A 23,604-nucleotide genomic window follows, 5' to 3' on the forward strand; every position below is an offset into this window, starting at 1 on the left:
CGTGGTGGCGGAATCGGCTGATTACTATCACGGAGGGTGAGCAGTGCTGACGGCGGGGGCGGTCGTCCGGGCCGAACCGGGCGCGGCAGGAGAGCTATCTCACACGGCGGTCCGGCGACATCGAGGGGGCTGCGGCGTCATACCTTTAGAGTGCGGCGGCCGAGCGGGTACGCCCGACCATGCCGCCTACGGGGTTCCGGCGGACCCCGGACCGGACCGCCTTCGCTGGGCGGTCCTCAAGCGCACGGCGCCGCGATGCGGCAGGGGACGCTTTGAGCGGCCGTCCCGCAGCCGCGTCCGGCGTCGTGCGCCTCTCTCGTCCCGGCCGCTCCCCGCGGGGAACACGGCCGGCGGTGGTACGGCCGCAGGCCCGGCCGCAGTGCGGCCGGGCCCGGTGCCGGACGGGTCGGGTGCCGGACGGGTCGGGGGCCGGGCCCCCGACCGGGTCAGCGGTCGCCGAGGGCGACGTAGTCGCGGATCTCGGTGCCGGTGTAGATCTGGCGCGGACGGCCGATGCGGCTGCCCGGGTCCTTGATCATCTCGTGCCAGTGGGCGATCCAGCCCGGCAGCCGGCCCAGCGCGAACAGCACGGTGAACATGCTGGTCGGGAAGCCCATGGCCCGGTAGATCAGGCCGGTGTAGAAGTCGACGTTCGGGTAGAGCTTGCGCGAGACGAAGAAGTCGTCGGAGAGCGCGTGCTCCTCAAGCTTCAGCGCGATGTCCAGCAGCTCGTCGGACTTGCCGAGCTGGGAGAGGACGTCATGGGCGGCGCCCTTGATGATCTGGGCGCGCGGGTCGAAGCTCTTGTAGACGCGGTGACCGAAGCCCATGAGCTTCACGCCGTCCTCGCGGTTCTTCACCTTGCGGATGAAGGCGTCGACATCGCCGCCGTCGCTCTTGATCCGCTCCAGCATCTCCAGCACCGCCTGGTTGGCGCCGCCGTGCAGCGGGCCCCAGAGGGCGGAGATGCCGGCCGAGATGGAGGCGAACTGGTTGGCCTGGCTGGAGCCGACCAGCCGCACCGTGGAGGTGGAGCAGTTCTGCTCGTGGTCGGCGTGCAGGATCAGCAGCTTGTCCAGCGCGTTGACCACGACCGGGTTGAGCTCGTACTCCTCGGCCGGCACGGCGAAGGTCATCCGCAGGAAGTTCTCGACATAGCCGAGGTCGTTGCGCGGGTAGACGAACGGCTGGCCCACCGACTTCTTGTAGGCGTAGGCCGCGATCGTCGGAAGCTTGGCGAGCAGGCGCACCGTCGACAGGTGCCGCTGCTCGGGGTCGAACGGGTTGTGGCTGTCCTGGTAGAACGTCGACAGCGCGCTGACCACGGAGGACAGCATCGCCATCGGGTGCGCATCGCGCGGGAAGCCCTGGTAGAACCGTTTGACGTCCTCATGCAGCAGGGTGTGCTGCGTGATCTCCTGGCGGAACTGCGACAGCTGGTCGGCCGTCGGCAGCTCGCCGTTGATCAGGAGGTACGCGGTCTCGATGAAGCTGCCCCGCTCGGCCAGCTGCTCGATCGGGTAGCCGCGGTAGCGCAGGATGCCGTTCTCACCGTCCACGAAAGTGATCGCGGACTTGTATGCGGCGGTGTTGCCGAAGCCGTTGTCCAGCGTGACCAGGCCGGTCTGCGCACGCAGCTTCGAGATGTCGAAGCCGGCGTTGCCCACAGAGCTCTCGACGACGGGGTACTCGTACTCGCCGTCCTGGTACCGCAGTACTACCGAGTTGTCGCTCACGTCTTCCTCACCGACGAATGAAACCTCTTCCAAGGTGCCCTGACTAGGTCTACCTTCCCCCATCCGGGGGACAGTCGCGCACCCGGGGTGGACCAAAAGTGGCGGCCTTCCGCCTTCGACCTGTGAACGCGGCGCTAGCCGGCGGCCAGCCGGTGGTCCAGCGCCGAGTGCCGCCGGCCGGCGCTGACGGTGCGCACTGCCTGGCCGATCGCCTTGCGCGAACCCACCAGTACCACCATCCGCTTGGCCCGGGTGACGGCGGTGTACAGCAGGTTGCGCTGGAGCATGGTCCAGGCCGAGGTGGTGACCGGGATCACCACCGCCGGGTACTCGCTGCCCTGCGAGCGGTGGATGGTGACCGCGTAGGCATGGGCCAGCTCGTCCAGCTCGTCGAAGGCGTACACCACCTCCTCGTCCTCGTCGGTGAGCACGGTCAGCCGCTGCTCCTCCGGGTCGAGGCCGGTGACCACGCCGACGGTGCCGTTGAAGACACCGTTGCGGCCCTTGTCGTAGTTGTTGCGGATCTGGGTGACCTTGTCGCCGACGCGGAAGGTACGGCCGCCGATGCGCCGCTCCGGGGTGTCGGCGCGGGCCGGGGTGACGGCGGCCTGGAGCAGCACATTGAGGTTGCCCGCGCCGGCCGGGCCGCGGTGCATCGGGGCCAGCACCTGGACGTCGCGGCGCGGGTCCAGGCCGAAGCGGGCCGGGATGCGGCGGGCCACCACCTCCACCGTCAGCCCTGCGGCGCGCTCGGCGTCGTCCTCGACGAAGAGGAAGAAGTCCGGCAGGCCCTCGGTGATCGGCGGCAGGCCCTCGTTGATCCGGTGCGCGTTGACCACCACGCCGGACTGCTGGGCCTGCCGGAAGATCCTGGTCAGCCGGACGGCGGGCACCGGGCCTTGCTCGGCCAGCACATCGCGCAGCACCTCCCCGGCGCCGACGGACGGCAGCTGGTCGACATCCCCGACCAGCAGCAGATGGGCGCCGGGCGCGACCGCCTTGACCAGCTTGTTGGCCAGGATGAGGTCCAGCATGGACGCCTCGTCCACCACGACCAGGTCGGCGTCCAGCGGGTTGTCCCGGTCGTAGGCGGCGTCGCCGCCCGGCTTGAGCTCCAGCAGCCGGTGGACGGTGGACGCCTCGGCACCGGTGAGCTCGGCCAGCCGCTTGGCGGCCCGGCCGGTGGGGGCGGCCAGCAGCACCTTGGCCTTCTTGGCCAGTGCCAGGGTGACGATGGACTTCACGGTGAAGGACTTGCCGCAGCCGGGGCCGCCGGTGAGCACCGCGACCTTCTCGGTGAGCGCCAGCCGGACGGCCTGCTCCTGCTCGGGTGCCAGGTCGGCGCCCGTCCGGCCGCGCAGCCAGCCGAGCGCCCGCTCCCAGTCGACGTCGGCGAAGCCGGGCATCCGGTCGGTGCCGGCGCGCAGCAGCCGCAGCAGCTGGTTGGCCAGCGAGATCTCGGCCCGGTGGAAGGGCACCAGGTAGACGGCCTTCACCGGCTCGCCGTCGGGGTCGGGCGACGGCAGCCGCTCGCGGACCACGCCCTCCTCCGCGACCAGCTCCGCCAGGCATTCGATCACCAGCCCGACGTCCACCTGGAGCAGCTTCACGCCGTCCGCGATCAGCCGCTCCTCGGGGAGGTAGCAGTGCCCCTGGTCGCTGCTCTGCGAGAGCGCGTACTGCAGCCCCGCCTTCACCCGCTCGGGGCTGTCGTGCGGGATGCCGACCGCCTGGGCGATCCGGTCGGCGGTGAGGAAGCCGATGCCCCAGACGTCGGAGGCCAGCCGGTACGGCTGGTTCTTGACCACGCCGATGGCGGCGTCGTCGTACTGCTTGTAGATGCGCACCGCGAGCGAGGTGGAGACGCCCACGCCCTGGAGGAAGACCATGACCTCCTTGATCGCCTTCTGCTCCTCCCAGGCGGCGGCGATCAGCTTGGTGCGCTTGGGGCCGAGCTTGGGCACCTCGATCAGCCGGGCGGGCTGCTGCTCGATCACCTCCAGCGTGTCGGTGCCGAAGTGGTCCACGATCCGCTCCGCGAGCCGGGGCCCGATGCCCTTGATCAGGCCGGAGCCCAGGTAGCGGCGGATGCCCTGGATGGTGGCGGGCAGCACGGTGGTGTAGTTCTCCACGGTGAACTGCCGCCCGTACTGGGGGTGCGAGCCCCAGCGGCCGTGCAGCCGCAGCGACTCGCCGGGCTGGGCGCCGAGCAGCGCGCCGACCACGGTCAGCAGGTCGTTGGCGCCCCGGCCGGTGTCGACCCGGGCGACGGTGTAGCCGGTCTCCTCGTTGGCGTAGGTGATGCGCTCCAGCACGCCCTCGACCACGGCGAGCTGCCGCGGCTCGGACTGCCCGGCGGCCGCGCGTCCGCCCATGAGCACCCCCTGCGATCCGCGGTACGTCGTGGCACGAACCGTACCGCCCCGCTCGGACAGTCCGGGGCGCGCTCCCCGGCGGAAGCGCTGGGCCACCGGGGTCACGCCGGGAACAGCCCCGGCGGCCGGACCGTTGTGCGCAGACGCAGGACCCGTATCCCGAACCCTCGAAGGGAACCTCCCCGTGAGCCTGTACGACATCCCGCTGCGCACCCTGTCCGGCGAGCCGACCTCGCTGGCCGAGTACAAGGGGAAGGCGCTGCTGCTGGTGAACGTGGCCTCCAAGTGCGGGCTGACGCCGCAGTACGAGGGCTTGGAGCGGCTTCAGCAGCGCTACGCGGAGCGCGGCTTCAGCGTGCTCGGCTTCCCGTGCAACCAGTTCGGCGGGCAGGAGCCGGGCACCGCCGAGGAGATCCGGACCTTCTGCTCGACCAGCTACGGGGTGTCCTTCCCGCTGTTCGAGAAGATCGAGGTCAACGGCGCGGAGCGGCACCCGCTGTTCACCGAGCTGACGGCGGTCCCGGACGACTCCGGTGCGGCCGGCGACGTCCAGTGGAACTTCGAGAAGTGGATCATCTCCCCGGACGGCGCGGTGGTGACCCGGGTCCGGCCGCGCACCGAGCCGGAGTCCGCCGAGGTGGTCGCCGCGATCGAGGCTCAGCTGCCGCGCTGACCCCGGCGCCGGGCGGTCCCGCGCCGCCCGGCGCTCCCGGGCGGCGGTTACTGTGGCGATCATGACTGATGTCGACATACGCCCCGCCACCGCTGCGGACCTGCCCGCCATCGTGGCCATGCTGGCCGACGACCCGCTGGGCGCGCGGCGGGAGTCCCCCGACGAGCCGGAGGTCTACCGGGCCGCGTTCGAACGGATGGCGGCGGACCCGAACCAGCACCTGGTGGTGGCGGTCCGCGACGGGCGCCCGGTGGGCACGCTCCAGCTCAGCGTGATCCCCGGGCTCTCCCGGCGGGGTGCGGTGCGCACCATCGTCGAGGCCGTGCGGGTGGACGCGACGGAGCGCGGCGGCGGGCTGGGCACCCTGCTGATCGAGTGGGCGGTGGCGGAGTCCGCCCGGCTGGGCGCGAGCCTGGTCCAGCTCACCTCGGATGCCAGCCGGACCGATGCGCACCGCTTCTACCGGCGGCTGGGCTTCACCGACTCCCACCTGGGCTTCAAGCGGGAGCTCTGAACCCGGGCGGCGTCGGTGACCGGGCTCGGTGCTGAGGATGCCGCTGCCGAAGGCCGGCTCACCGGCGCCGGTCCCCCGGTCAGACGCTGCCGCTACGCTGGGCGACCACCCGTCCCGAGGAGCCCGCGCCACCATGGCCCCCACTGATCCCACCGCCCCGACCGGGCCGGATGCCCCCGACAGCCCGGGTGACCCGGGTGACCCGGGTGACACCGCCGAGCTGTCCGACGCGCTGGTGCGCGCCGTCAAGCGCATCCGGCGGCAGACGGCGCTGCGGCTGGAGCCGTACGGGATCACCCCCGGCCAGGGCCGGGCGCTGCGGGTCCTGGCGCACGCGGCGGACTGCGAGACGCCCGGCCGGGCGATGCGGCTGAGCGAGCTGGCCGACCGGCTGCACATCGCCCCCCGCTCGGCGACCACGGTGGTGGACGCGCTGGAGGCGTCCGGGCTGGTGCTGCGGGTGCCCGACCCGGCCGACCGGCGCGCGGTGGGCCTGGAGCTGACCGGGCCGGGGCGGCAGGCCGTGCAGCGGATGGGGCAGGTCCGGCAGGAGGTCGCGGAGGAGTACTTCGGCGGCGTCAGCGCGGCGGACCGGGAGGTGCTGCTGCGGGTGCTCCGGGACGCGGAGAGCGCGCACGCGATCCGGTACGGCCACTCGGACCGCCGTCGGCGCCCACCGGGCGGCAGGGTCTGACCGCCGTCCGACCCACCCCCGCGATCAGCAGCGCCGCGCGGCCGGCCGGCGGGCTGATCCGCTCACCGAGCAGCAGCCAGGCCGAGGACAAGCCGAAGACCGGGACCAGCAGCGAGTACGGCGCGACCGCCGTGCCGTCGTACGTCCGCAGCAGGTAACCCCAGGCACCGAAGCCGAACAGGGTGGCGGCCCAGGCCACATGGGCGATGGCGCCGAGCCCGGCCGGGGTGACGGTGCGCAGCGCCGCCAGGTCGGCCGCCGGGCCCTCGAAGAGCAGCGACAGGGCGGGCAGCGGGAGCGGCGGCACCACGCTGACCCGGACCATCCAGCGGAGCATGCCGGGCGGCGACGCCTTGCGGGTGAGCACATTGGACAGGCCCCAGGCCACAGCCGCGACCAGGGCGCAGGCCCCGGCCGTGCCGTCCAGCCCCTGGTCCAGCGCGGCCGGCGCGAGGCCGGCCACGGCCACCGCCAGGCCGGCCGTCCGCATCCTGCCCTGGGCGTTCGCCCAGCAGTACCGCAGCGTTGGCGGTGAGGCGGGCGCGCTGGCCGCTGCGGGGCGCGGCGCCGGGCGGGTGGCTGCGGGCGCGGCGGTCAGCGGGCGGCCAGACCGATGACCAGCCACATGAAGACCACCCCGGAGACGGTGCAGAGCAGCGTGGTGCGGGACGGGTGCGGGCTGTGGGCCTCGGGCAGGATGTCCGAGGTCGCCAGGTAGAGCAGGAATCCCGCGAAGAAGCCGAGGTACAGGCCGAGCAGCCGCTCCGGGATGGTGAAGGCCAGCGTCACCGCCGCGCCGGTGACCGGGGCGAGGGCGTCGGCGGCCAGCAGCGACAGGGCGCGGCGGCGGTCGTTCCCGTACAGCCGGGTGACGGTGTACGTGTTGAAGCCGTCCGCGAAGTCGTGCGCGACCACCGCGATGGCCACCACCGCGCCGACGGTGCTGCCCGCCTGGAAGGCGGCGCCGATGGCGAAGCCGTCCATCAGGCTGTGGCCGACCAGCGCCGATCCGGCGGTGAGGCCGACGCCCTGGGCCCGGCCGGGGTGGTGATGGTGGCCGTGGGGGTGCGGGGACGCCAACGGGTGGGTGTGGGCGGCGTACTCCCCCTCGTGGGCGCGGTGGATGGCCACCGAGCGCTCCACGATGTGCAGCACCAGGAAGCCGAGGACGAACATCAGCAGCGCCGCCGGGACGCCGAAGAGCACCTTCCGCTCGGCCCGCAGCGCCTCCGGCAGCAGGTCGAAGGCGACGACGCCGAGCATCAGCCCGGCGGCCAGGCCCAGCACCAGGTGCCGGCGGTCACCGATGTGCTGGGCCACCCAGCCGCCGAGCAGGGTGGTCAGGAACGCGGCGGCGGAGACCAGGACCGCCGTCATGCGCACCACACTCCTCCCACGGGTGCGGCCGCCGGGACGCGCGCCGGGACCGCCCCCCGTCCGCCCATCGTGGGTACGGCGCCACCGCCGCCGCCCGCGTTGCTGCTCCGTACGGGCGGTCCCGGCGCGCCCGGGGCGGGAACCGGTCGCGTCGCCGGCCCGTCCGAAGGGTGTGACTGCGATGCGTCGACACGGTCGACACGGGTACGGGCCGCCGGACGGCGGCGGGGGCATCCGGCCCGGCCGCCGCGCGGCTGCGGCCGGGCTGCCGGCGGTCCCGCTGCGGGCTCTGCTGGGAGTTCTGCTGGGAGTTCTGCTGGGGGCGGCGGTGCTGACGGCCTGCGGCTCCGCTTCGGGCGGGGCGGCGGCTTCGGACGGCGCCGGGGCGGGGTTGTCGGGGATGCCGCTCGGCAGTCGGCCGGGGGCACCGGGGGCACCGCCGACCGGGCGGCACCGGGTGGACATCCGGCTGGACTTCCTCCAGGTGGGCACCGGTGTCCATGGCCGGGCGAACGCGGTGCTCACCTCACCCGAGCAGGCCCGGCGCTACCCGGCCTGGTTCGACGCCAGCGGCGACCATCAGCTCGCGGGCCGGCTGCGCGACCGCCTGGACCGCCCGGGGGCCGGCTATCCGCCGCCGGGGCAGGCGCTGGTCGCGGTGACGGCGGTGGTCGGCTGCGGGCAGCCCCGGGGTGCGGAGCTGTGGGCCGGCGGCGGCGACCTGGCGGTGCGCTGGACGGACACCGGGACCGTGCCGCGCGAGTGCCTCGCGCCGTTCACCGCGGTGGCCGTCTTCCGGGTGCCGGTGGCGGAGCTGCCCCCGCATCCCACGGTGGACGGCCGGCCGCCGGGCCCGGCTGGGCCCTGAGATGACCGCGGGGCCCTCCCCGGTCCGGCGGGGCTGCCCGGTCCGCTGCTCAGTCCTCTTCGGCCTCGGCGTAGGCGACCGCCAGCTCCGGGGTGCCGTCGGTGGCCCAGCTGTGCCCCAGCCCGACCACGTCCAGCTCCCGGCCGCCGGGCAGCAGCAGCGTCGGCCGTCCGCCCGGCCAGACCCGCCAGGCGGCGCCGGGCACAGTGCGGACGATCACGGTGCCCAGGTAGAGGCCCGCGTCGTTGCCCAGCCACTCGGAGGCGTCCGGGTCGTCCCGCCAGCGCGGCAGCAGCTGGTCGAGCGCGGCCAGCGAGGCGGGGGTGTCGTCCAGCGCCACACCGGCCTCGTCGGCCTGGCCGCGCAGCAGTTCGCACTCGGCGAGCAGCTCACCGATCCCCTCCCCCGTGCCGGCGTCGTCCGGCTGCGCGCCGGCGATCCCCTCGCGTCGCGCCCGCCACCGGTCCATGAAGACGATTCCCATGGCCCCAGCCTGACACCCCGGAGCCGCCGGGGACAGGACGCGACGCCGCGCGACCCGCCGCCGGGCCGCCCGCCGTGCGTGAATCGGCCCTCAGCCCGCGTGCTCGGCCAGCTCGCCGTCCAGGTGGGTGCGGAGCAGCAGGCGCAGGCGCTCCCCGTCGATGAGCAGCGGGCCGTCGTCGGCGGTGACCAGCGCGGCGGCCTCCGGGGTGAAGTGAGCGGTGGTCAGCCAGAGGCCGCCGTCCGCCGACTCCTCCGTGACGGCCTCCCGCAGGATGCGGATCGCGTCGGCGTCGACGCCGCCGGGGCGGCGGGCCGCCCACACCACCCAGCGGCCCGGCAGGGTGGTGCCCTCGGCGCCCTGGGCGACCGCGACCAGGCCGTCGCGCCCCTGGAGCCGGGGGGTCCAGTCGTCCAGCCCCATCCGGGTGAGCAACTGCCGCACCAGGCGGCCGAACTCACCCGGTGAGAGGTCCTCGGCGGTGGGCACGGTCGCGGTGGCGGTGCCGTACGGCCGGACGGCGACCGGTGCGTATGGGTCCGGGGTGACGGCGGCGGTCAGGGCGCGGAGCAGGGCGAGTGCGTCCTCCTGGTCGGGGGCGGCCGACTGGTGCCCCGGGGGCAGCAGCCGGGTGCGGGCCAGGTCGTCGCGGTCGGCGTCCACGCTGAGCAGGCAGGCTCCTCCCGGCGGGATGCCGGGGCCGCGCACCCGGCCGTTGAGGACCACGCCGGTGAGCACGGCGTCGCTGTCGGCTGCGGCCACGGCGTGCAGGGCGCGCAGCGCGAGGCGGGCGGCGAGCTGGAGGTAGTGGGTGGCGCGCTCGCTGTCGGGGCGGGGCACCGGGTCCAGCCCGCCCTCGGGGGCGGCGCGGTAGCCGGCGACGGACGGGACGATCTGCGGCGAGGGCAGTTCGAGGTCGAGCACCGCGACCCGGGTGAGCGGGCGGAACGACGCCCGGCAGGGGGCGGGCAGGTCGGGGGTGGCCTGCCCGGCGGCGGCGAGTGCCCGCTCCAGCAGCGACTCCACGGCGGCCGGCTCGGCATCCTGGTAGGCGCGGCGGCACTCGTCGAGGGTGGCGTTGTACTCGCGCACGGCGTGGGCGCGGGCCAGCTCGGCGCGCTCGTGCTCGGCCCGCTGCTGCTCGGGGCCGCCCGGTCCGCCGTCGGCCTGGTCCTGCTGCTCCTGCTGCTCGCGCCATTCGCGCAGCGCCCGCTGGTGGCGCAGCCGGGCCTGGGCGCGCTCCCGCTGGTAGGCCGGGTCCAGCAGGCGGCGCCCGGCGCCGGCCTCTGCGCCGTCGGCGGTGCCCTCGGCCGACTGGGGCGGCTCCGGCGGCGCGAAGTCCTCCCAGCGGGGCGGCCCGGCGGGGTCGGGCCCTTCATAGGGGCGGGGCTCGTAGACCCGCCGCTGTGCGTCGAAGTCCACGGCGGGGGCGGGGCGGGCGGCGCGGCGCAGCAGGTCGAGGAAGCGGTCCAGCTCGGCGGCGGCCACAGCGGTGCGCTCCCGGGCGATCCGCGCGTCGCCCGCTGCGGGCCGCCGGTCGGGCGCCTCCGCCGGGGCCGGGGACTGCTCGGGGACCTGGGCCGTGGGGAGCTGGGCCGTGGGGAGCTGGGCCGTGGGGAGCTGGGCCGTGGGGAGCTGGGCCGTCGGAACCTGGCCCGCCGGGGCCGACGCCGGGGTGTCCGTGGCGGCGTCCGGGTCGTCGCGGCGCGGACCGCGCAGGAAGCGCCCGGTGCTGCGGCTCTGCGGATACTGCATCGGCGGTCGCTCCCCCGTGGTCGTCGTCCGGTCGCGCGTCGCCGTCCGGTGACGCGCTGTGGCCCGGCCGCGTGCTGTGTGGTCGGTGGTCGGTGGTCGGGCGCCGATGCCGGTGGTACCCGTGCGTCGTCGCCCCCTTACGCATTCTCCCGTTCGGAAGGGGTTTTGTGGGCATCACCGATGACCTTTCCGGCGGATGTGGTCGCGCCGGGGCGCGGGGCCCCGCCCCGGGAGCTGGTGGCCGCCCCGGGGGAGCGGGGCGGCCACCGGCTCCCGGCACGGTGTCGGGGCGGCCGGGGGTGGGTCCGGGTGGTCGGGTGGTTCGGGTGGTTCGGGTGGTCAGCTGGTCGGGGGTGGTCAGTTGGTCCGGGTGTTGGTCAGGTGCAGGCCGATGTAGCCGATGTAGATCCGGCCGGTGCCGGAGCAGTCGTCCAGATAGTGCAGCCGGGGGGCGGTGCCTCCGCCGCCGATCCGCAGATGGGCGCCCATGAAGGCACGGCCGGAGGGGTCGACCGTCTGCGGCACCGGCAGCATCCGCTCCTTCTTCCACTTGGCGTTGCTGGTCACGGTCTGGGACTCGCCGCGTACCGCCTTGCGCGGTGGGAAGGGGTGGCAGCCCACGGGGGTGTGCTCGCACCACTGCTTGAAGTCGCCGTGCGCCCGGCCGTGGACGGCCGCGTCGGCGTACTCCTGGAGGGCGAGCAGGCCGTCCCAGGCGAGGCGGGCCCAGCCGGGACCGGCGTTCTGCTCGTCCAGCGCCAGGGCCTCCTTGGTCTCCCCGGTGAACAGCAGCGTGGGGAACTCGTCCAGCCGTGAGACCAGACCGGCGAAGGTCGCCGGGATGCCGTCCTCGTCCTCCCGGGCGTCGAGGGCGACGGCGGCCGGGTCCGCAGCGGCGGGGCCGACGGCGGCGACCAGTCTGCGGGTCAGCACCCTGACCTGGGCACGGGCCTGCCGCAGTGCGTCGTACTGCTCGTCCGCCTCGGTGAGCAGGGCGCGCTCCAGCCGCTCGGCGTGCTGCAGCTCGCGGCGGATGCGCTGCAACTCGTCGGCGCCGATCTGCCGCTCCCGGGTGGCCTCCTCGGCAGCGGAGTCGGCGGCGGCGGAGTCGGCGGCATCCGGGGCCGCCTGGCCGGAGGCGGTCGGCTGCGGCAGGGCGCGCACCCGCAGCACCGGGACGTCGGCGAGGGCGTCCGGCAGCGGGGTGACAGCGGCGAGCCGCCGGGGCTCCCGAGCCAGGATGGCGGCGGCCCGGCGCGGGTCGTCCTCGATCAGTTGGCGGGACATCACCGGGTGGTGCGCCCCGTCGCCGCGCGCGGCGGGGTCCAGGGCGGGCAGATAGGTGCGGACGGCCCCGCCGTAGACGGGGTGGTATTCCAGGGCCTGGTTGAAGACGGGGCGTGCGGAGTGGTCGAGGACATAGAGGACGGCCAGGCCGGTGAGGTTCCCCAGTACCGGGTCGATCGCCTCGGCCTGCCACTCGGAGCTGTCGAGGTTGGCCGGGACGCTGGCGATCACGATCGGCAGCCGCCGGTCGGGGTCGCACAGCTCGTCGATCACCCGGTCCACCTCGGCGGCGCCGACCGGCACCGGACGGTCGCGGACGGCGGCCGGGCCGTCGGCGGCGTCCAGCAGCGGGAGGAGGCCGCGTGCCAGGTCGGGGACCGGGACCCGCCCGGAGGTCCGGACACCGGGGCTGCTCGGCAGATGCTCCGCGTCCAGCTGGATCCAGCTGGGGCCGCCGACCGGGGTGGCGACGGTCAGGGTGGTCTGCCGAGTGCCGTGCGGGACCGGCTCGCGGACGCGGCGGCGGCTGTACTGCCCGGCGGCGCCCCGCAGCGCCCCCGCATCGACGTCGAGGGTGGTCCGGTCGCCTATCCGGTAACGGGCACCCTCCGGCAGTCCTGAATGGTCCGACGGCGGCTCGTCGTATCCCTCCCGCTTGAGCCAGCCGCGCAACCGCTGGTCGGCGAGTGCGACGGTGTCGGCGTGGCCGTGACCGCTGGCGACCACCATGCGATAGCGCGTGGCGGCGGGATCGGTCCGGTCGGCGGGGATGTGCTGGGTCATGCGCTGGCTCCTCCCGTGGTACGGCGGTGGGGTCCGGCTGTCCTCCATGGGCGTCGGGTGCTGGTACGCGGCGGGGTGTCCCGTCCGTACCGGTTGGTGGGAGAACGTCATCGCCCGGCGCAGGAGTTCCTGCGCCGGGCGATGGTCATTCGTTCGAGTGATCAGCGGCGGAGCGCCGGGGCCACCGCGGCGACCGACAGCGGGCCGCCCGCCGGGACGAGATAGGTCACATGGAGCACCACCGGCTCGCCGCCCAGGTTGTGGCCGATGTGCACATGCGCCGGGCCGCCCTCCTCCACGAACGCCTGGCCCGCCGGGTTGGTCTCCACGCTGCCGTCGTGCAGGACGCGGGTGAGCGTGCCCGCCCGGACGATCACCAGCGCCTGCCCCGGGTGGTAGTGCCAGCCGGTGGTGCCGCCCGGCTCGATGGTGACCCGCCGGGCGACCACATCGGTCCGGCCGCCGGTTCTGAGCGTCAGCCCCCCGGCGGAGGTCCCGTGGGCGAGCGTGACGTTCTCCGTCCCGTCGCCCGTGTCCTGTAACGGTGTGCTGCGCTCCACGCACGCTCCCCTTGCCGCGTCGTCTGCTGCCCGAAACGGAGCGAACCTCCCGGTACGACGCTGTAGCGGGCGCCCCCAGTGGCACCACGGCCGGTGTGACCGGCCGGTCGCAGCAGGTTAACCCGCCCCCGCCCAAGGCGTCCGACGGCTTGCGCCGATCACCACCTCGGCTACCCGCCGGCGGCGCGGACCAGGCGTCAACCCGCGTCAACCTCGATATGAGTACGGCCCGCCGCCTCCGCGACGGCGGTGCCGCCGGTGGCCTCGGCCAGCCAGGCGTGGAAGGCGGCGGTGTCCGGCTCCGGCACCCCGACCTCCACCCGTACCCCGGTGGCGCCGTAGGCGACCTCGCGGACGGCGTGGCCGGCGGCGCGCAGGTCGTTCTCCAGCCGTCCCGCGCGGGCGTGGTCGACGGTGACCGCGAGCAGCGCCACCGGGCGGCGCTCCACCGTGCCCACCTCGTCCAGCGCCCCGGAGACCGCCGCACCGTACGCCCGGACCAGGCCGCCGGCCCCCAGCAGCACCCCGCCGAAGTAGCGGGTGACCACGGCCACCGTGTCGGTGACCCCCCGGCGGCGCAGCACCTCCAGCATCGGCACCCCGGCGGTGCCGGCCGGTTCGCCGTCGTCGCTGGAGCGCTCGCGCCGCTGCTCCTCTCCGACCACGAAGGCGGTGCAGTTGTGCCGGGCGTCCCAGCGCTCCTTGCGGACGGCGGCGATGAACGCCTGCGCCTCCTCCTCGTCAGCGACCCTGGCCAGCGAGCAGATGAACCGGGACTTCTTGATCTCGATCTCATGCCGGCCGGGCCGCTTGACGGTGAGGTAGCGGTGCTGGTCCGGCACGGTGGGCGCTGCTCTCGGTCGGGGGCGGGGACCGGTCAAGCCTATGCCCGACCGCGTACGGCAGGGCGCCGGCCGTCGGTCCGGCAGGTGCGGCGGCCGGGAAACCGCTCGCGTCCCGGCCGGGTGCGGGGCGATGCTGGGCCCATGCTGATCAGGGAAGCGACCCCGGGGGACTGGCCGGCGATCTGGCCGTTCCTGCACCGTATCGTCGCTGCGGGCGACACCTACACCTGGCCGCGCGACGTGAGCGAGGAGCAGGCCCGCGCGCTGTGGATACCGCAGCCGCCGAGCCGTACGTTCGTCGCCGTGGACCCGGACGGGACCGTCCTCGGCTCCGCCAAGGTCAACCCCAACCACATGGGACCGGCCTCGCACATCGCCGGTGCCAGCTTCATGGTGGACCCGGAGCACGCCGGTCGGGGCGTCGGGCGGGCACTGGGCGAGTTCGCGGTGGAGTGGGCGCGGGCCGAGGGGTACCGGGCGATGCAGTTCAACGCCGTGGTGGAGACCAACACCCGGGCGGTGGCGCTGTGGCGCTCGCTGGGCTTCGAGGTGCTGGCCACGCTGCCGGAGGGCTTCCGCCACCCCGAGAAGGGCTATGTCGGCCTGCACATCATGTACCGGCGCCTCTGACGGCCGCCCGGCTGTCCGGGAACCGGCGCCACGCCCGGGACGTCCCATCGCCGCACCGCACACAGCAGAGCGGCGATCGACCGACGGCGGAGGTCCGGATGACCGGGATGACCGGGATCGGTGGGCGGAGGCGGCGGGCCGGGGTGGCGGCACTGCTCGCCCTCGCGGTTGCGGGTTGCGGGTCGGGGGCGGTCAGCACCGAACCCGCGCTGGTGCGGGTGGCCGCCCCCGGCGAGCGGCCGGCCCCTCCGGCGGCCGATCTGACGGCGGCGGCCGGCAGCTCCAACGCACTGGGGCTCGATCTGCTCCATACGCTGACGGCCTCCGGTACGGGCGCCGCGGACGACCTCGCGGTCTCGCCGTCCAGCCTGGCGACGGCCCTGGCGATGCTGGCGCCGGGCGCCCGGGGTGCCACCGCGACCGAACTGGCGGCCGTGCTGCACACGCGGCTGCCCGCCGACCGGTTCGCGACCGCGACGGGCGCGCTGGCCCGCGCCGCACAGAGCCGGGCGGCGGCCGACGGACTCACCCTCCGGGAGTCCGCCACAGTCTGGCTCCAGCGCGACTACGCGGTCCGCGAGGCCTATCTGGACCTGCTCGCGTCCGCCTTCGACACGGGGGTGCGGACCGCCGACTTCAAGACCGACCCGGAGGGCGCGCGGCGGGCGGTCAACGCGCTGGTCGAGCGGCAGACCGAGGGATACGTCAAGGAGCTGTTCCCGCCCCGCGCCATCGACTCCCGGACCCGGCTGGCACTGACCGACACGCTCTACCTCAAGGCCGACTGGGCGAGCCCGTTCCGGAAGGACGCGACACGGCAGCTGCCGTTCCACCTGCTCGACGGGTCGGCGCCGAAGGTCGCCACGATGTCGCGCAGCGACTCGCTGCGTTACGGCGCGGGCAGCGGCTGGCAGGCCGTGGAACTCCCCTACCAGGGCGGTCGGCTGGCCCTGGACGTGCTCCTCCCGGCGGCGGGCACCTTCGCGGACTTCCGCGCCGGTCTGGACGGGCCGCTGCTGGACGGCATCCTCGGTGGGCTGCGCGCCCAGGCGGTGGACCTGGCGCTCCCCCGGTTCGCCTTCGACTGGGGGCAGCCCCTGGTGGAGACGCTGCGCACGCTCGGCGTGCGCTCGGCGTTCGGCCCGGCGGCCGACTTCACCGGGATTCCGGCGGACCCGAAGGAGCCGCCGCTGTCCGTGCAGTCGGTGGTGCAGAAGGTGCACCTGGCCGTGGACGAGCAGGGTACGACGGCCGCTGCGGCGAGCGGAGTCAGCGTGCGGGTGGCCTCGGCCGCGCGGCCACCGGGCACGGTCGCCGAGATGCGCGTCGACCGCCCGTTCCTCTTCCTGATCAGGGAGGTGACCACCGGTCAGGCGCTCTTCCTCGGACAGGTCACCGACCCCCGGTGATCCGCTCCTGGGGTGACTGTCAGTGGTGTCGGCTATACCTGGTGTTCCGACTTCGCCGGACGACGGGGGGAACACGACGATGGCGGAATCCCTGACCAGCGCTGACCGGGAGCGGGGCGAACGGCACCGCGCCTACTACACCCTGGCCGCCCTGCGGGCCCGTGGCTGGACGCCGTCCATGGTCCGCGACCTGCTGGGCGGTCCCGACGCCCAGGGCCGCAGCCCGTTCTACGGCGCGGCCGCACCGACCCGGATGTACTCGATCGGCCGGGTCGAGGCGGCCGAGGGCACCGAGGAGTTCGCCCGCGCCCTGGCCGCTGCGGCCCGCCGCTCGGCCGTCGCCCGCCAGGCGGCGGCCCGGCGGCGGCAGGAGGTGCTGGACCGCATCGCCGCCGAGCCGGTCGAAGTGCCGACGCTGACCCGCGACGACCTCGCCGACCAGGCCGTACGGCACCGCAACCGCCGGGACCGCGAGCGCGCCTGGGACCAGCCGGACCATGTCCCCCGGCCTGCGGTGGTCGCCACCACCGACCCCGCCGAGCTGGCCCGTTGGCAGGTCAACTACCTGCGGCACCGGCTGACCGCTTATGACGCCCTGCTGGACGGCCTCTACGGCGGTGCGGGCCGCACCGAGGCCGCCCAACTGCTGCGGGAGCGCATGTACGACGCCATCGCCCGCGCCTACCCGGAGCTGGCGGCGGAGTGCCGCCGCCAGCTGGCCGAGCGGTGAGGCGGCTGCCCCCGCTGCTGCGGGTGCCACCGGTCCCGGGTGCTGCCGGGCGCGTGCGCCCAAGGGTGGCGGCCGCCGTGCGCGGCGGTGTCGCGGCGCTGCTGCGCCGGCTTGTGGCGGTGGGCCGTCGCGTAGTCGGGCGGCTTCCGCTACGTTCGCAGGACGTGCACGATCCGCCGCGCCCGCCCCACCCGCTCAGACCCGCAGGGGGTTCGCAGAGTGAGCCGACCCGACCCCGCCGAAGCCACGCCGCCCAACCCCGAGCCCACCGCCGCCAAACCGACCACCCCACGGCTGACAACCCCGCAGCCGACCACCTCGCAGCCGACTGGCAGCCCTGCGGCCGGCCCCCGCACCGTGACCCTCACGAAGGCACTGCCGTCCGTCTCGCTGACCAAGCAGAGCGCGGACTCCGGCACCGCCGTGGTGAACCTCAACTGGTCCCCCGCAGGCACCACTTCCGGGCCTGGGCAGACCCCGGCTGCGGGCGGCGGCTTCCTGCGGCGGCTCCGGGATGCCTTCCGCGCCGCCACCGCCCCGGGCATCGACCTCGACCTGGGCTGCATGGCGGTCTACGCCGACGGCCGCAAGAAGGTGGTGCAGGCGCTGGGCAACTCCTTCGGCGCGCTCGACGCCTTTCCGTACATCGCCCTGGACCAGGACGACCGCACCGGTGCCTCCTCGGACGGCGAGACGCTGCGCATCAATCTGGAGCACCAGGCCGAGTTCGCCAAGCTGCTGATCTTCGTCTACATCTACGAGGGCGCCGGCGACTTCCGAGGGCTGAACGCGGTGGCCACCCTCCGGACCCAGCACGGCGACCGCTTCCAGGTCCACCTGGACGACTCGCCACCCGGGGCGCGGGCCTGCGCCATCGCGCTGCTGAAGCGCTCCCGGGACGAGTTGGTCGTCCAGCGGGAGGTGCGCTGGTTCACTCCGAAGTCCGGGCAGGGCATCCAGGAGACCGTGTCGCGGGCCTACCGCCTGGGCTTCAAGTGGACCCCGGGCCGCAAGTAGCAACGGGCGGCCGCAGGGTGCGGCCGGGGCTCCGGCCGCCGCTAGGCAGCCCCGGTGAGCTGTCGGGTCTTCAGCAGCACCAGGGCCACCAGCACCGCGAGGACCAGCACGGCGGAGGCCGCCTGCACCGGCGTCCGCCGGTTCCTCGGGGCGAAGGCGAAGGCGAGGGTCACCGCGCCGCCGGTGAGCAGCCCGCCCAGGTGGCCCTGCCAGGACGCCATGCCCGCCGAGATGACCATCCAGATGAGAAAGGTGATGATGAGCCGGTTGGCGGCGGCGGGATCGTGGCGCAGCCGCCGGGCGGTGACGTAGTAACCGGCCGCCAGGCCGAAGATCGCTCCCGAGGCGCCTACCGTGCTCTCGGTCGGCGCGAGCAGATAGACCAGGACGGAGCCGCCGAGGGCGGAGAGCAGGTAGAGGGCGACGAACCGCGCCCTGCCCAACTGCTGCTCCATGATCCGGCCGAGGAGCCACAGCCAGTACATGTTGAACAGGATGTGGGTGATCCCCAGGATGCCCTGGGTGGGCAGCAGATGCAGGAAGGTCGAGGTGATCAGCCGGTACCACTCGCCGTGGGCCACGCCCACCGCCTGGAAGCCCGGGTAGGGGCCGCCGACGGCCAGGTAGGTGCCGCCGTCCGGGCCGCGCAGCCCGGTACCGAGGTTCTCCAGCCGGTCGAGGACGCCGGGGCTGGCCAGCTCCAGCAGATAGGCGAGCACATTGACGCCGATGAGCACCCAGGTGGCCACGGGCGCGCCGCCGATCCGGCCGCCGAAGGCCGTACGGGGCTCGCGGACGGTGCCACTGCCCTCGCGCACGCACTCCACGCACTGGTGGCCGACCGGAGCCTCACGCATGCAGTCCGGGCATATGTAGCGGTCGCAGCGGGTGCAGCGGACGTAGCACTCCCGTTCCGGGTGCCGGTAGCACCTGGTGACCGGTGGCTGCGGCTGCTCGGTGGCGTCCGGGTCGTCCTGGGCGTCTTGGGTGTCCATGGAACAGGTGCTCCGTCCTGGTGCTCATGCGTGCTCGACCGGTGCTGGCGGCGGCCCGGTGGCCGCGGCCGATCAGCATACGGTCGGCCTGCGGGCGGCAGCGCGGGCCGGTGGTCGGTACGGACCCGTCCGCCTGCCGGTCGCGGCCGGGCCGGCAGCCGATGGGCCCGAGTGGCAGTGGACCCCGGCCGGTCGGCGAACCCGACATGTCAGTGGGCCCGGCCATACTCCCCCCATGAGCGACATCCCAGCGGAGAACTACGCACAGTCCTGGTCCGACGGCTCCCGGGCCCCCATCCCCCTGGTCGGCAGCGAGCGCGAGATCCTGACCGCCTTTCTCGACTGGCACCGCCACACCTTCGAGCTGAAGTGCTCCGGCATCCCACCGGAGCGGCTGTCCGAGCGGAGCATCGCACCCTCCGGGCTGAGCCTGCACGGCCTGCTCCGCCACCTGGCCGGGGCCGAACGGTGGTGGTTCCGGCAGCAGTTCGCGGGCGAGGACGTGCCGCTCCTCTACTACACGGACGACGACCCCGACCAGGACTTCGACTCGCTGGACGGCGATGTCGCGGAGGCGTTCGCCGTCTGGCGGGACGAGTGCGCCCGCTCCCGGGCCGTCGTCGCCGCGGCGCCGTCCCTTGAGGTGACCGGCATCCAGCGTGCGAGCGGCGAACCGGTCTCGCTGCGCCGCATCCTGGTCGGCATGATCGCCGAGTACGCCCGGCACAACGGCCATGCCGACCTGCTGCGCGAGCGGATCGACGGCGCCACCGGGTTCTAGCCGACCAGGCCACGGCCGGCTGTCACAGCGCGCGGCGCATGCAGACCCTGGGCCACCGGTCCAGGCCGTGCGCGGCCTCCTGGCGGCGGATCTCCCGCAGCCCGGGGGTGAGGGCGTCCTCCGCCAGCCGCTGGAAGCCGCACCGCTCGTAGTAGGGCGCGTTCCACGGCACCTCGGCAAAGGTCGTCAGGGTCAGCGCGGGGACGCCCTCGGCCGCACCCCAGGCCGCGAGGTGGTCCAGCAGCGCCCGCCCCACGCCCCGGCGCGCGCTGTCCGGGTGCACCGAGACCTGCTCGACGTGCAGGTTGCCGTCGACGGGTTCGGCCAGCAGATAGGCCACCGGCCGATCCGCGCCGTCCACCGCCACCCAGAGCATCCCGGCCCGCTGGTACCGGGCGAGCTCGTCCAGCGACGGCGGCTCGTCGTCAGCGATCTCCGACATACCGATCTCACCGAACCACCGCCCGGCCGCCCGCTCGATCTCCCGCAGCCCGCCAAGCTCCCCAGCACACCCGACCCGTATACGCATCCCCCCATTCTCCCCGCCGGCCCCACCGCCGCCCCCGCCCACCACCGTGTACTGCCTGTTCCCCGAGCACCGCACCGCCATCACCGACGGGTGCGGCGCTCCGCCGTAGACCACAGCATCGGGGCTGTCCACACCGACCGCGCGGAGTCCCATGCCAGCGACCTCGACCAGCCGCACACCGCCTATCGCGCGATGTACTGCCCAGCCGTGCTGCGCCGCGCTCGGCGTGCCGATCGAGGCGGTCGGGCACACCGTTCCCTGGCCGCACTTCTCACTGGCAGCTGGTCGTGACAGGCTTCACCACATAGACCACACGATGTTCGGCATCGTGCGGCGGACCGTCGAGGTGCATGCCGTAGCGGTCGGCCAGGGTCAGGAAGAACGCACCGGACGGGTCGCCGTCGATCCGCTCCACCACGCCGCGGATCTCCAGGTAGCGATAGGGCTGCTCCGGATCGTTGACCGAGCAGGCGACCTCGGGATTGGCCGTGACGTTGCGATACTTGTAGCGGGTCCTGGTGTTGGTGAAGTACAGATACTCCCCGTCCCAGGAGAACCACATTGGGTTGACCTGCGGCGTACCGTTCGGCCGGATCGTGGCCAGATGCGCGAACAGCGGTCTCTGGAGCAGATCCTGGTGACTGTCCGGGATGACGCTCATGACTCCCCCCAATTCTCGGTTTCGTTGCTTCCGTGGGCAACGGCCGGAAAAGATCCGCCAGCCCGTCGCTGAGCGGCCCGGCCACCCTACTCACCCGGTCCACATACCCGTCCGGGCGTACCCGCACGAGCGCATCTCAAGTTGACTCCGCAGCGGCAACGGTACGAGCGCCCCCGGCTGGTAGCCGGCCTCCGGCGAAGCCGGCGACGGTGATTCCGGCCGCAGCGTAGTCACGGCAATCAGGTGAAGGCAGGGATTGAGGCCTGGGGTGGGTGGGGTGGGTGGGGCGTAGCGTCGGGGGTGGGGGGTGTGGGAGGTGGTGGGGATGGCGCGGTTGGTGGTGGAGCGGGCGGAGTTGGTGGTGCGGCTGGCGTGGTGGGAGCGGGTGCTGGCGCGGCAGGGGTCGGTGCGGGTGCCGGTGGCGGCGGTGCGCGGGGTGGCGGCGGAGCGCGACTGGTGGCGGGCGCTGCGCGGGGTGAGTGGCCGGGGCGGCAGTGTGCCCGGGGTGGTGATGGTGGGCGTGCGCGGCCATCCGACCGGGTGCGACTTCGTGGCCGTACGGGCCCGGGGGCCGGTGGTGCGGGTGGAGCTGCACCCGCCGTCGCCGTTCGCGCGGCTGGCCGTGTCGGTGCGGGCTGCGGACGTGGACGCGGTGGTGCGGGCGGTCCGCCGGGCCGCCGGGCTCTGAGCGGGGCCGGGCGGGGCTACCGCTCCTCGAAGTCCTCCGGGTGCAGGCCGGCCCGGTCCAGGGCTTCGCCCAGTTCCCGGCCGAAGGTCGGCTCCGGCTGCGGGGTGTCGTCGTCCTGGTCGGTGTGCCGGGGCCTGGGGTTCGGCTGGGGTTCCGGGTTCCGCTGGGGCTGGGGCTGGGTCATCGCGGGCTCCTGCTGGTTGCCGTACGCCGCTCGCGCACGGTCGGTTCGGTCGAAGAAGGTCAGCTCTACCCGGCGCCGGGCGGTCCACACCGCCGGTCCGGTGGGCGAGCGGTTTCGGCGGGCCGGGTACGGACAGGCGCCCTGCGAGGGGGGACGCGTCCGACGACCCTGCGGAGGAGCGATGAAGGCGCTGACCTGGCACGGCAAGCGGGACGTCCGTGTCGACACCGTCCCCGACCCGGTGATCCGGGAACCGACCGATGTGATCGTCGAGGTGACCACGACCGGCCTGTGCGGCTCCGACCTCCACCTGTACGAGGTGCTGGGGCCCTTCCTCGGTGAGGGGGACATCCTCGGGCACGAACCGATGGGTGTCGTCCGCGAGGTCGGCCCGGAGGTGACGGCCGTCCGGCCGGGCGAACGGGTGGTGATCCCGTTCAACATCTCCTGCGGGACGTGCTTCATGTGCGCCCAGGGTCTCCAGTCGCAGTGCGAGACCACCCAGGTGCACGAGTACGGCAGCGGTGCCGCGCTGTTCGGCTACACCAAGCTGTACGGCCAGGTGCCCGGCGGCCAGGCGGAGCTGCTGCGGGTGCCGTTCGGCAACACGCTGCCCATCCCGGTGCCGCCGGGGCCGCCCGACGACCGGTTCGTCTTCCTCTCCGACGTACTGCCCACCGCCTGGCAGGCGGTCGAGTACGCGGACGTCCCCAAGGGCGGCAGCCTGGTGGTGCTGGGCCTCGGACCGATCGGGGACATGTGCACCCGGATCGCGGCGCACCGCGACGCCGCGCAGGTCATCGGGGTGGACCTGGTGCCGGAGCGGCTGACCCGGGCCCAGGCGCACGGGGTGCACGTGCTGGACCTGGACAAGCACGGCAAGGACCTCCCCGCCGTCATCCGGGACCTCACCGAAGGGCGCGGCCCGGACGCGGTGATCGACGCCGTCGGCATGGAGGCGCACGGCTCCCCGGCCGGGCGGCTCGCCCACCAGATGACCTCGCTGCTCCCCAGCCCGCTCGCCGCCCGGATGATGGAACGGGTCGGCGTGGACCGGATGCACGCCCTCGACCTGGCGATCGACATCGTGCGGCGCGGCGGCACCATCTCGCTGTCCGGGGTCTACGGCGGGATGACCGACCCGATGCCGATGCTGACGATGTTCGACAAGCAGATCCAGCTGCGGATGGGCCAGGCCAACGTCTGGCGCTGGGTGAACGACATCCTTCCGCTGCTCACCGAGGACGACCCGCTGGGCGTCGACGGCTTCGCCACCCACCATGTGCCGCTCAGCGAGGCGCCGGCGGCGTACGAGATGTTCCAGAAGAAGCAGGACGGGGCGGTCAAGGTGCTCTTCAAGCCCTGACCGGCAAGGTTCGGACCGGCAAGCTGCGGACCGGCACGCTGCGGACCGGCAGGCTTCACCGGCGCGGGAGCGGGGGCCGCCAGGCCAGGGGGCGGCGCAGCGGCCCCCAGGCGTGCGGCTGGCTGCGGATCTCACGCTCGGCCTCGTCGATCACCCGTTCGCTGACCCGGGCGACGGGCCGTACCCGGTCGACCAGCGGCTCGTTGTCCGGCCCCCGGCCGATCTCCCGCCCCTCCAGCAGCCAGGGGTGCACCCCCGGGCCCTTCTCCCAGCGCAGGTGCGAGTAGTCGTACAGCCGCCTCGCCACCCAGAGCCGCACCGGGCGGCCGTCCCACCAGGGTTCGACGTGCAGCGGGCTGGCGGAGAGGCCGGGCAGCGGTACGCCGGTCAGGTCGTCGCAGCTGTACGCCGTCGCGCCGAGGTCGATCCCGGGGCCGCGCGACCAACGGATGAACAGCCGGTCCCGGCGCTGCACCAAGGCGGTGAGCTCCTGGAGCGAGTCGAGGACGCGCAGCTTCACGGGGGATGCCTGCCCAGCCCGCCCTGGGTCACCCGCCGTCCGGGGTGCGGCCCGCAGGGCACCGGGGGCGGCGGGCCGAAGATCGGCAACTCCGCTGCGCCACAGGGCAGTCGGAGGCATGATGTGGCGCGGTGGCGGACGTC

At 74.1% G+C, this 23,604-nt stretch carries 25 protein-coding genes; 11 read left to right on the forward strand and 14 right to left on the reverse strand.

The window, feature by feature from the left end; genetic code table 11:
• Positions 1-446 precede the first annotated feature (446 nt).
• Positions 447-1,736 carry a citrate synthase gene (locus ACIQGZ_RS18450; protein ID WP_402602966.1) on the reverse strand — a complete coding sequence of 430 codons (1,290 nt, stop codon included), beginning with the start codon at positions 1,734-1,736 and terminating at the stop codon, positions 447-449.
• A 134-nt stretch (positions 1,737-1,870) separates the two neighbouring features.
• On the reverse strand, positions 1,871-4,111 hold the full coding sequence (locus ACIQGZ_RS18455; protein WP_402602967.1) for an ATP-dependent RecD-like DNA helicase: 2,241 nt from the start codon (positions 4,109-4,111) through the stop codon (positions 1,871-1,873).
• A gap of 184 nt (positions 4,112-4,295) precedes the next feature.
• On the opposite strand from ACIQGZ_RS18455, the gene ACIQGZ_RS18460 reads away from it, so the two are divergent.
• From ACIQGZ_RS18460 to ACIQGZ_RS18470, 3 genes are all read left to right on the forward strand, one after another.
• Positions 4,296-4,784, forward strand: a complete 489-nt coding sequence (locus tag ACIQGZ_RS18460) for a glutathione peroxidase (RefSeq protein WP_402602968.1) — start codon at positions 4,296-4,298, stop codon at positions 4,782-4,784.
• A 61-nt stretch (positions 4,785-4,845) separates the two neighbouring features.
• Entirely contained in the window at positions 4,846-5,298 is a 453-nt protein-coding gene (locus tag ACIQGZ_RS18465) for a GNAT family N-acetyltransferase (RefSeq protein ID WP_402602969.1), read from the forward strand.
• Positions 5,299-5,431: 133 nt separating this feature from the next.
• On the forward strand, positions 5,432-5,992 hold the full coding sequence (locus tag ACIQGZ_RS18470; protein ID WP_402602971.1) for a MarR family winged helix-turn-helix transcriptional regulator: 561 nt from the start codon (positions 5,432-5,434) through the stop codon (positions 5,990-5,992).
• Here ACIQGZ_RS18470 and ACIQGZ_RS18475 read toward each other — a convergent pair.
• The gene (locus tag ACIQGZ_RS18475; protein ID WP_402602972.1) at positions 5,877-6,482 is read right to left on the reverse strand and encodes an EamA family transporter; all 606 of its coding nucleotides are present in this window, start codon (positions 6,480-6,482) and stop codon (positions 5,877-5,879) included. The two genes, ACIQGZ_RS18470 and ACIQGZ_RS18475, sit on opposite strands and share 116 nt — an antisense overlap.
• A 104-nt stretch (positions 6,483-6,586) precedes the next feature.
• Positions 6,587-7,369, reverse strand: a complete 783-nt coding sequence (locus tag ACIQGZ_RS18480; protein ID WP_402602973.1) for a ZIP family metal transporter — start codon at positions 7,367-7,369, stop codon at positions 6,587-6,589.
• Positions 7,370-7,550: 181 nt separating this feature from the next.
• On the opposite strand from ACIQGZ_RS18480, the gene ACIQGZ_RS18485 reads away from it, so the two are divergent.
• Positions 7,551-8,237, forward strand: coding sequence for a hypothetical protein (locus ACIQGZ_RS18485; protein ID WP_402602974.1), 687 nt, complete (start codon positions 7,551-7,553; stop codon positions 8,235-8,237).
• A gap of 49 nt (positions 8,238-8,286) precedes the next feature.
• Here ACIQGZ_RS18485 and ACIQGZ_RS18490 read toward each other — a convergent pair whose 3' ends face one another.
• From ACIQGZ_RS18490 to ACIQGZ_RS18510, 5 genes are all read right to left on the reverse strand, one after another.
• Positions 8,287-8,721 carry a DUF6278 family protein gene (locus ACIQGZ_RS18490; RefSeq protein ID WP_402602975.1) on the reverse strand — a complete coding sequence of 145 codons (435 nt, stop codon included), beginning with the start codon at positions 8,719-8,721 and terminating at the stop codon, positions 8,287-8,289.
• A 90-nt stretch (positions 8,722-8,811) separates the two neighbouring features.
• Positions 8,812-10,476, reverse strand: coding sequence for a restriction endonuclease (locus ACIQGZ_RS18495; protein WP_402602977.1), 1,665 nt, complete (start codon positions 10,474-10,476; stop codon positions 8,812-8,814).
• 357 nt (positions 10,477-10,833) lie between these two features.
• Positions 10,834-12,546, reverse strand: a complete 1,713-nt coding sequence (locus ACIQGZ_RS18500) for a hypothetical protein (RefSeq protein ID WP_402602978.1) — start codon at positions 12,544-12,546, stop codon at positions 10,834-10,836.
• A 161-nt stretch (positions 12,547-12,707) separates the two neighbouring features.
• Positions 12,708-13,106, reverse strand: coding sequence for a cupin domain-containing protein (locus tag ACIQGZ_RS18505; RefSeq protein WP_402602980.1), 399 nt, complete (start codon positions 13,104-13,106; stop codon positions 12,708-12,710).
• A gap of 197 nt (positions 13,107-13,303) precedes the next feature.
• Entirely contained in the window at positions 13,304-13,948 is a 645-nt protein-coding gene (locus tag ACIQGZ_RS18510) for a YigZ family protein (RefSeq protein ID WP_402602981.1), read from the reverse strand.
• Positions 13,949-14,092: 144 nt separating this feature from the next.
• Between ACIQGZ_RS18510 and ACIQGZ_RS18515 the strand changes: the two genes are divergently transcribed.
• The 4 genes from ACIQGZ_RS18515 (at position 14,093) to ACIQGZ_RS18530 (ending at position 17,737) form a co-directional block, all read left to right on the forward strand.
• Positions 14,093-14,581 (forward strand): GNAT family N-acetyltransferase, encoded by a 489-nt coding sequence (locus ACIQGZ_RS18515; RefSeq protein WP_402602983.1) that lies wholly within the window; start codon positions 14,093-14,095, stop codon positions 14,579-14,581.
• 98 nt (positions 14,582-14,679) lie between these two features.
• Entirely contained in the window at positions 14,680-15,990 is a 1,311-nt protein-coding gene (locus ACIQGZ_RS18520) for a serpin family protein (protein WP_402602985.1), read from the forward strand.
• A gap of 79 nt (positions 15,991-16,069) precedes the next feature.
• Positions 16,070-16,720 carry a hypothetical protein gene (locus ACIQGZ_RS18525; protein WP_402602987.1) on the forward strand — a complete coding sequence of 217 codons (651 nt, stop codon included), beginning with the start codon at positions 16,070-16,072 and terminating at the stop codon, positions 16,718-16,720.
• A 219-nt stretch (positions 16,721-16,939) separates the two neighbouring features.
• Positions 16,940-17,737 (forward strand): hypothetical protein, encoded by a 798-nt coding sequence (locus ACIQGZ_RS18530; protein WP_402602988.1) that lies wholly within the window; start codon positions 16,940-16,942, stop codon positions 17,735-17,737.
• A 41-nt stretch (positions 17,738-17,778) separates the two neighbouring features.
• Here the strand turns inward: ACIQGZ_RS18530 and ACIQGZ_RS18535 are convergent, their stop codons facing one another.
• Entirely contained in the window at positions 17,779-18,732 is a 954-nt protein-coding gene (locus ACIQGZ_RS18535; RefSeq protein ID WP_402602990.1) for a rhomboid family intramembrane serine protease, read from the reverse strand.
• A 235-nt stretch (positions 18,733-18,967) separates the two neighbouring features.
• Between ACIQGZ_RS18535 and ACIQGZ_RS18540 the strand changes: the two genes are divergently transcribed.
• A complete protein-coding gene (locus tag ACIQGZ_RS18540) occupies positions 18,968-19,513 on the forward strand; it encodes a DinB family protein (protein WP_402602992.1) in 546 nt (181 codons plus the stop codon).
• 22 nt (positions 19,514-19,535) lie between these two features.
• Here ACIQGZ_RS18540 and ACIQGZ_RS18545 read toward each other — a convergent pair whose 3' ends face one another.
• Positions 19,536-20,042 carry a GNAT family N-acetyltransferase gene (locus ACIQGZ_RS18545; protein ID WP_402602994.1) on the reverse strand — a complete coding sequence of 169 codons (507 nt, stop codon included), beginning with the start codon at positions 20,040-20,042 and terminating at the stop codon, positions 19,536-19,538.
• 271 nt (positions 20,043-20,313) lie between these two features.
• A complete protein-coding gene (locus tag ACIQGZ_RS18550) occupies positions 20,314-20,703 on the reverse strand; it encodes a PPOX class F420-dependent oxidoreductase (protein ID WP_402602995.1) in 390 nt (129 codons plus the stop codon).
• Between the two features lie 325 nt (positions 20,704-21,028).
• Between ACIQGZ_RS18550 and ACIQGZ_RS18555 the strand changes: the two genes are divergently transcribed.
• Entirely contained in the window at positions 21,029-21,391 is a 363-nt protein-coding gene (locus ACIQGZ_RS18555; protein ID WP_402602997.1) for a hypothetical protein, read from the forward strand.
• A 16-nt stretch (positions 21,392-21,407) separates the two neighbouring features.
• Here ACIQGZ_RS18555 and ACIQGZ_RS18560 read toward each other — a convergent pair whose 3' ends face one another.
• Entirely contained in the window at positions 21,408-21,575 is a 168-nt protein-coding gene (locus tag ACIQGZ_RS18560; protein ID WP_402602998.1) for a hypothetical protein, read from the reverse strand.
• A gap of 181 nt (positions 21,576-21,756) precedes the next feature.
• On the opposite strand from ACIQGZ_RS18560, the gene ACIQGZ_RS18565 reads away from it, so the two are divergent.
• Positions 21,757-22,941, forward strand: coding sequence for an alcohol dehydrogenase catalytic domain-containing protein (locus ACIQGZ_RS18565; RefSeq protein WP_402602999.1), 1,185 nt, complete (start codon positions 21,757-21,759; stop codon positions 22,939-22,941).
• Between the two features lie 55 nt (positions 22,942-22,996).
• Here the strand turns inward: ACIQGZ_RS18565 and ACIQGZ_RS18570 are convergent, their stop codons facing one another.
• The gene (locus ACIQGZ_RS18570) at positions 22,997-23,461 is read right to left on the reverse strand and encodes a DUF6098 family protein (RefSeq protein WP_402603000.1); all 465 of its coding nucleotides are present in this window, start codon (positions 23,459-23,461) and stop codon (positions 22,997-22,999) included.
• Positions 23,462-23,604: the final 143 nt, after the last annotated feature.

This window comes from Streptomyces sp. NPDC092296 (genome assembly GCF_044755465.1).
Taxonomy (GTDB): Bacteria; Actinomycetota; Actinomycetes; order Streptomycetales; family Streptomycetaceae; genus Peterkaempfera.

What these genes read in the sequence shown, in the direction of transcription:
- ACIQGZ_RS18455 (WP_402602967.1), bottom strand. Translation starts at nt 4,111, where the DNA reads ATGGGCGGACGCGCGGCCGCCGGGCAGTCCGAGCCGCGGCAGCTCGCC.
- ACIQGZ_RS18465 (WP_402602969.1), top strand. Translation starts at nt 4,846, where the DNA reads ATGACTGATGTCGACATACGCCCCGCCACCGCTGCGGACCTGCCCGCC.
- ACIQGZ_RS18470 (WP_402602971.1), top strand. Translation starts at nt 5,432, where the DNA reads ATGGCCCCCACTGATCCCACCGCCCCGACCGGGCCGGATGCCCCCGAC.
- ACIQGZ_RS18475 (WP_402602972.1), bottom strand. Translation starts at nt 6,482, where the DNA reads ATGCGGACGGCCGGCCTGGCGGTGGCCGTGGCCGGCCTCGCGCCGGCC.
- ACIQGZ_RS18480 (WP_402602973.1), bottom strand. Translation starts at nt 7,369, where the DNA reads ATGACGGCGGTCCTGGTCTCCGCCGCCGCGTTCCTGACCACCCTGCTC.
- ACIQGZ_RS18485 (WP_402602974.1), top strand. Translation starts at nt 7,551, where the DNA reads ATGCGTCGACACGGTCGACACGGGTACGGGCCGCCGGACGGCGGCGGG.
- ACIQGZ_RS18490 (WP_402602975.1), bottom strand. Translation starts at nt 8,721, where the DNA reads ATGGGAATCGTCTTCATGGACCGGTGGCGGGCGCGACGCGAGGGGATC.
- ACIQGZ_RS18495 (WP_402602977.1), bottom strand. Translation starts at nt 10,476, where the DNA reads ATGCAGTATCCGCAGAGCCGCAGCACCGGGCGCTTCCTGCGCGGTCCG.
- ACIQGZ_RS18500 (WP_402602978.1), bottom strand. Translation starts at nt 12,546, where the DNA reads ATGACCCAGCACATCCCCGCCGACCGGACCGATCCCGCCGCCACGCGC.
- ACIQGZ_RS18515 (WP_402602983.1), top strand. Translation starts at nt 14,093, where the DNA reads ATGCTGATCAGGGAAGCGACCCCGGGGGACTGGCCGGCGATCTGGCCG.
- ACIQGZ_RS18520 (WP_402602985.1), top strand. Translation starts at nt 14,680, where the DNA reads ATGACCGGGATGACCGGGATCGGTGGGCGGAGGCGGCGGGCCGGGGTG.
- ACIQGZ_RS18525 (WP_402602987.1), top strand. Translation starts at nt 16,070, where the DNA reads ATGGCGGAATCCCTGACCAGCGCTGACCGGGAGCGGGGCGAACGGCAC.
- ACIQGZ_RS18535 (WP_402602990.1), bottom strand. Translation starts at nt 18,732, where the DNA reads ATGGACACCCAAGACGCCCAGGACGACCCGGACGCCACCGAGCAGCCG.
- ACIQGZ_RS18540 (WP_402602992.1), top strand. Translation starts at nt 18,968, where the DNA reads ATGAGCGACATCCCAGCGGAGAACTACGCACAGTCCTGGTCCGACGGC.
- ACIQGZ_RS18545 (WP_402602994.1), bottom strand. Translation starts at nt 20,042, where the DNA reads ATGCGTATACGGGTCGGGTGTGCTGGGGAGCTTGGCGGGCTGCGGGAG.
- ACIQGZ_RS18550 (WP_402602995.1), bottom strand. Translation starts at nt 20,703, where the DNA reads ATGAGCGTCATCCCGGACAGTCACCAGGATCTGCTCCAGAGACCGCTG.
- ACIQGZ_RS18555 (WP_402602997.1), top strand. Translation starts at nt 21,029, where the DNA reads ATGGCGCGGTTGGTGGTGGAGCGGGCGGAGTTGGTGGTGCGGCTGGCG.
- ACIQGZ_RS18560 (WP_402602998.1), bottom strand. Translation starts at nt 21,575, where the DNA reads ATGACCCAGCCCCAGCCCCAGCGGAACCCGGAACCCCAGCCGAACCCC.
- ACIQGZ_RS18565 (WP_402602999.1), top strand. Translation starts at nt 21,757, where the DNA reads ATGAAGGCGCTGACCTGGCACGGCAAGCGGGACGTCCGTGTCGACACC.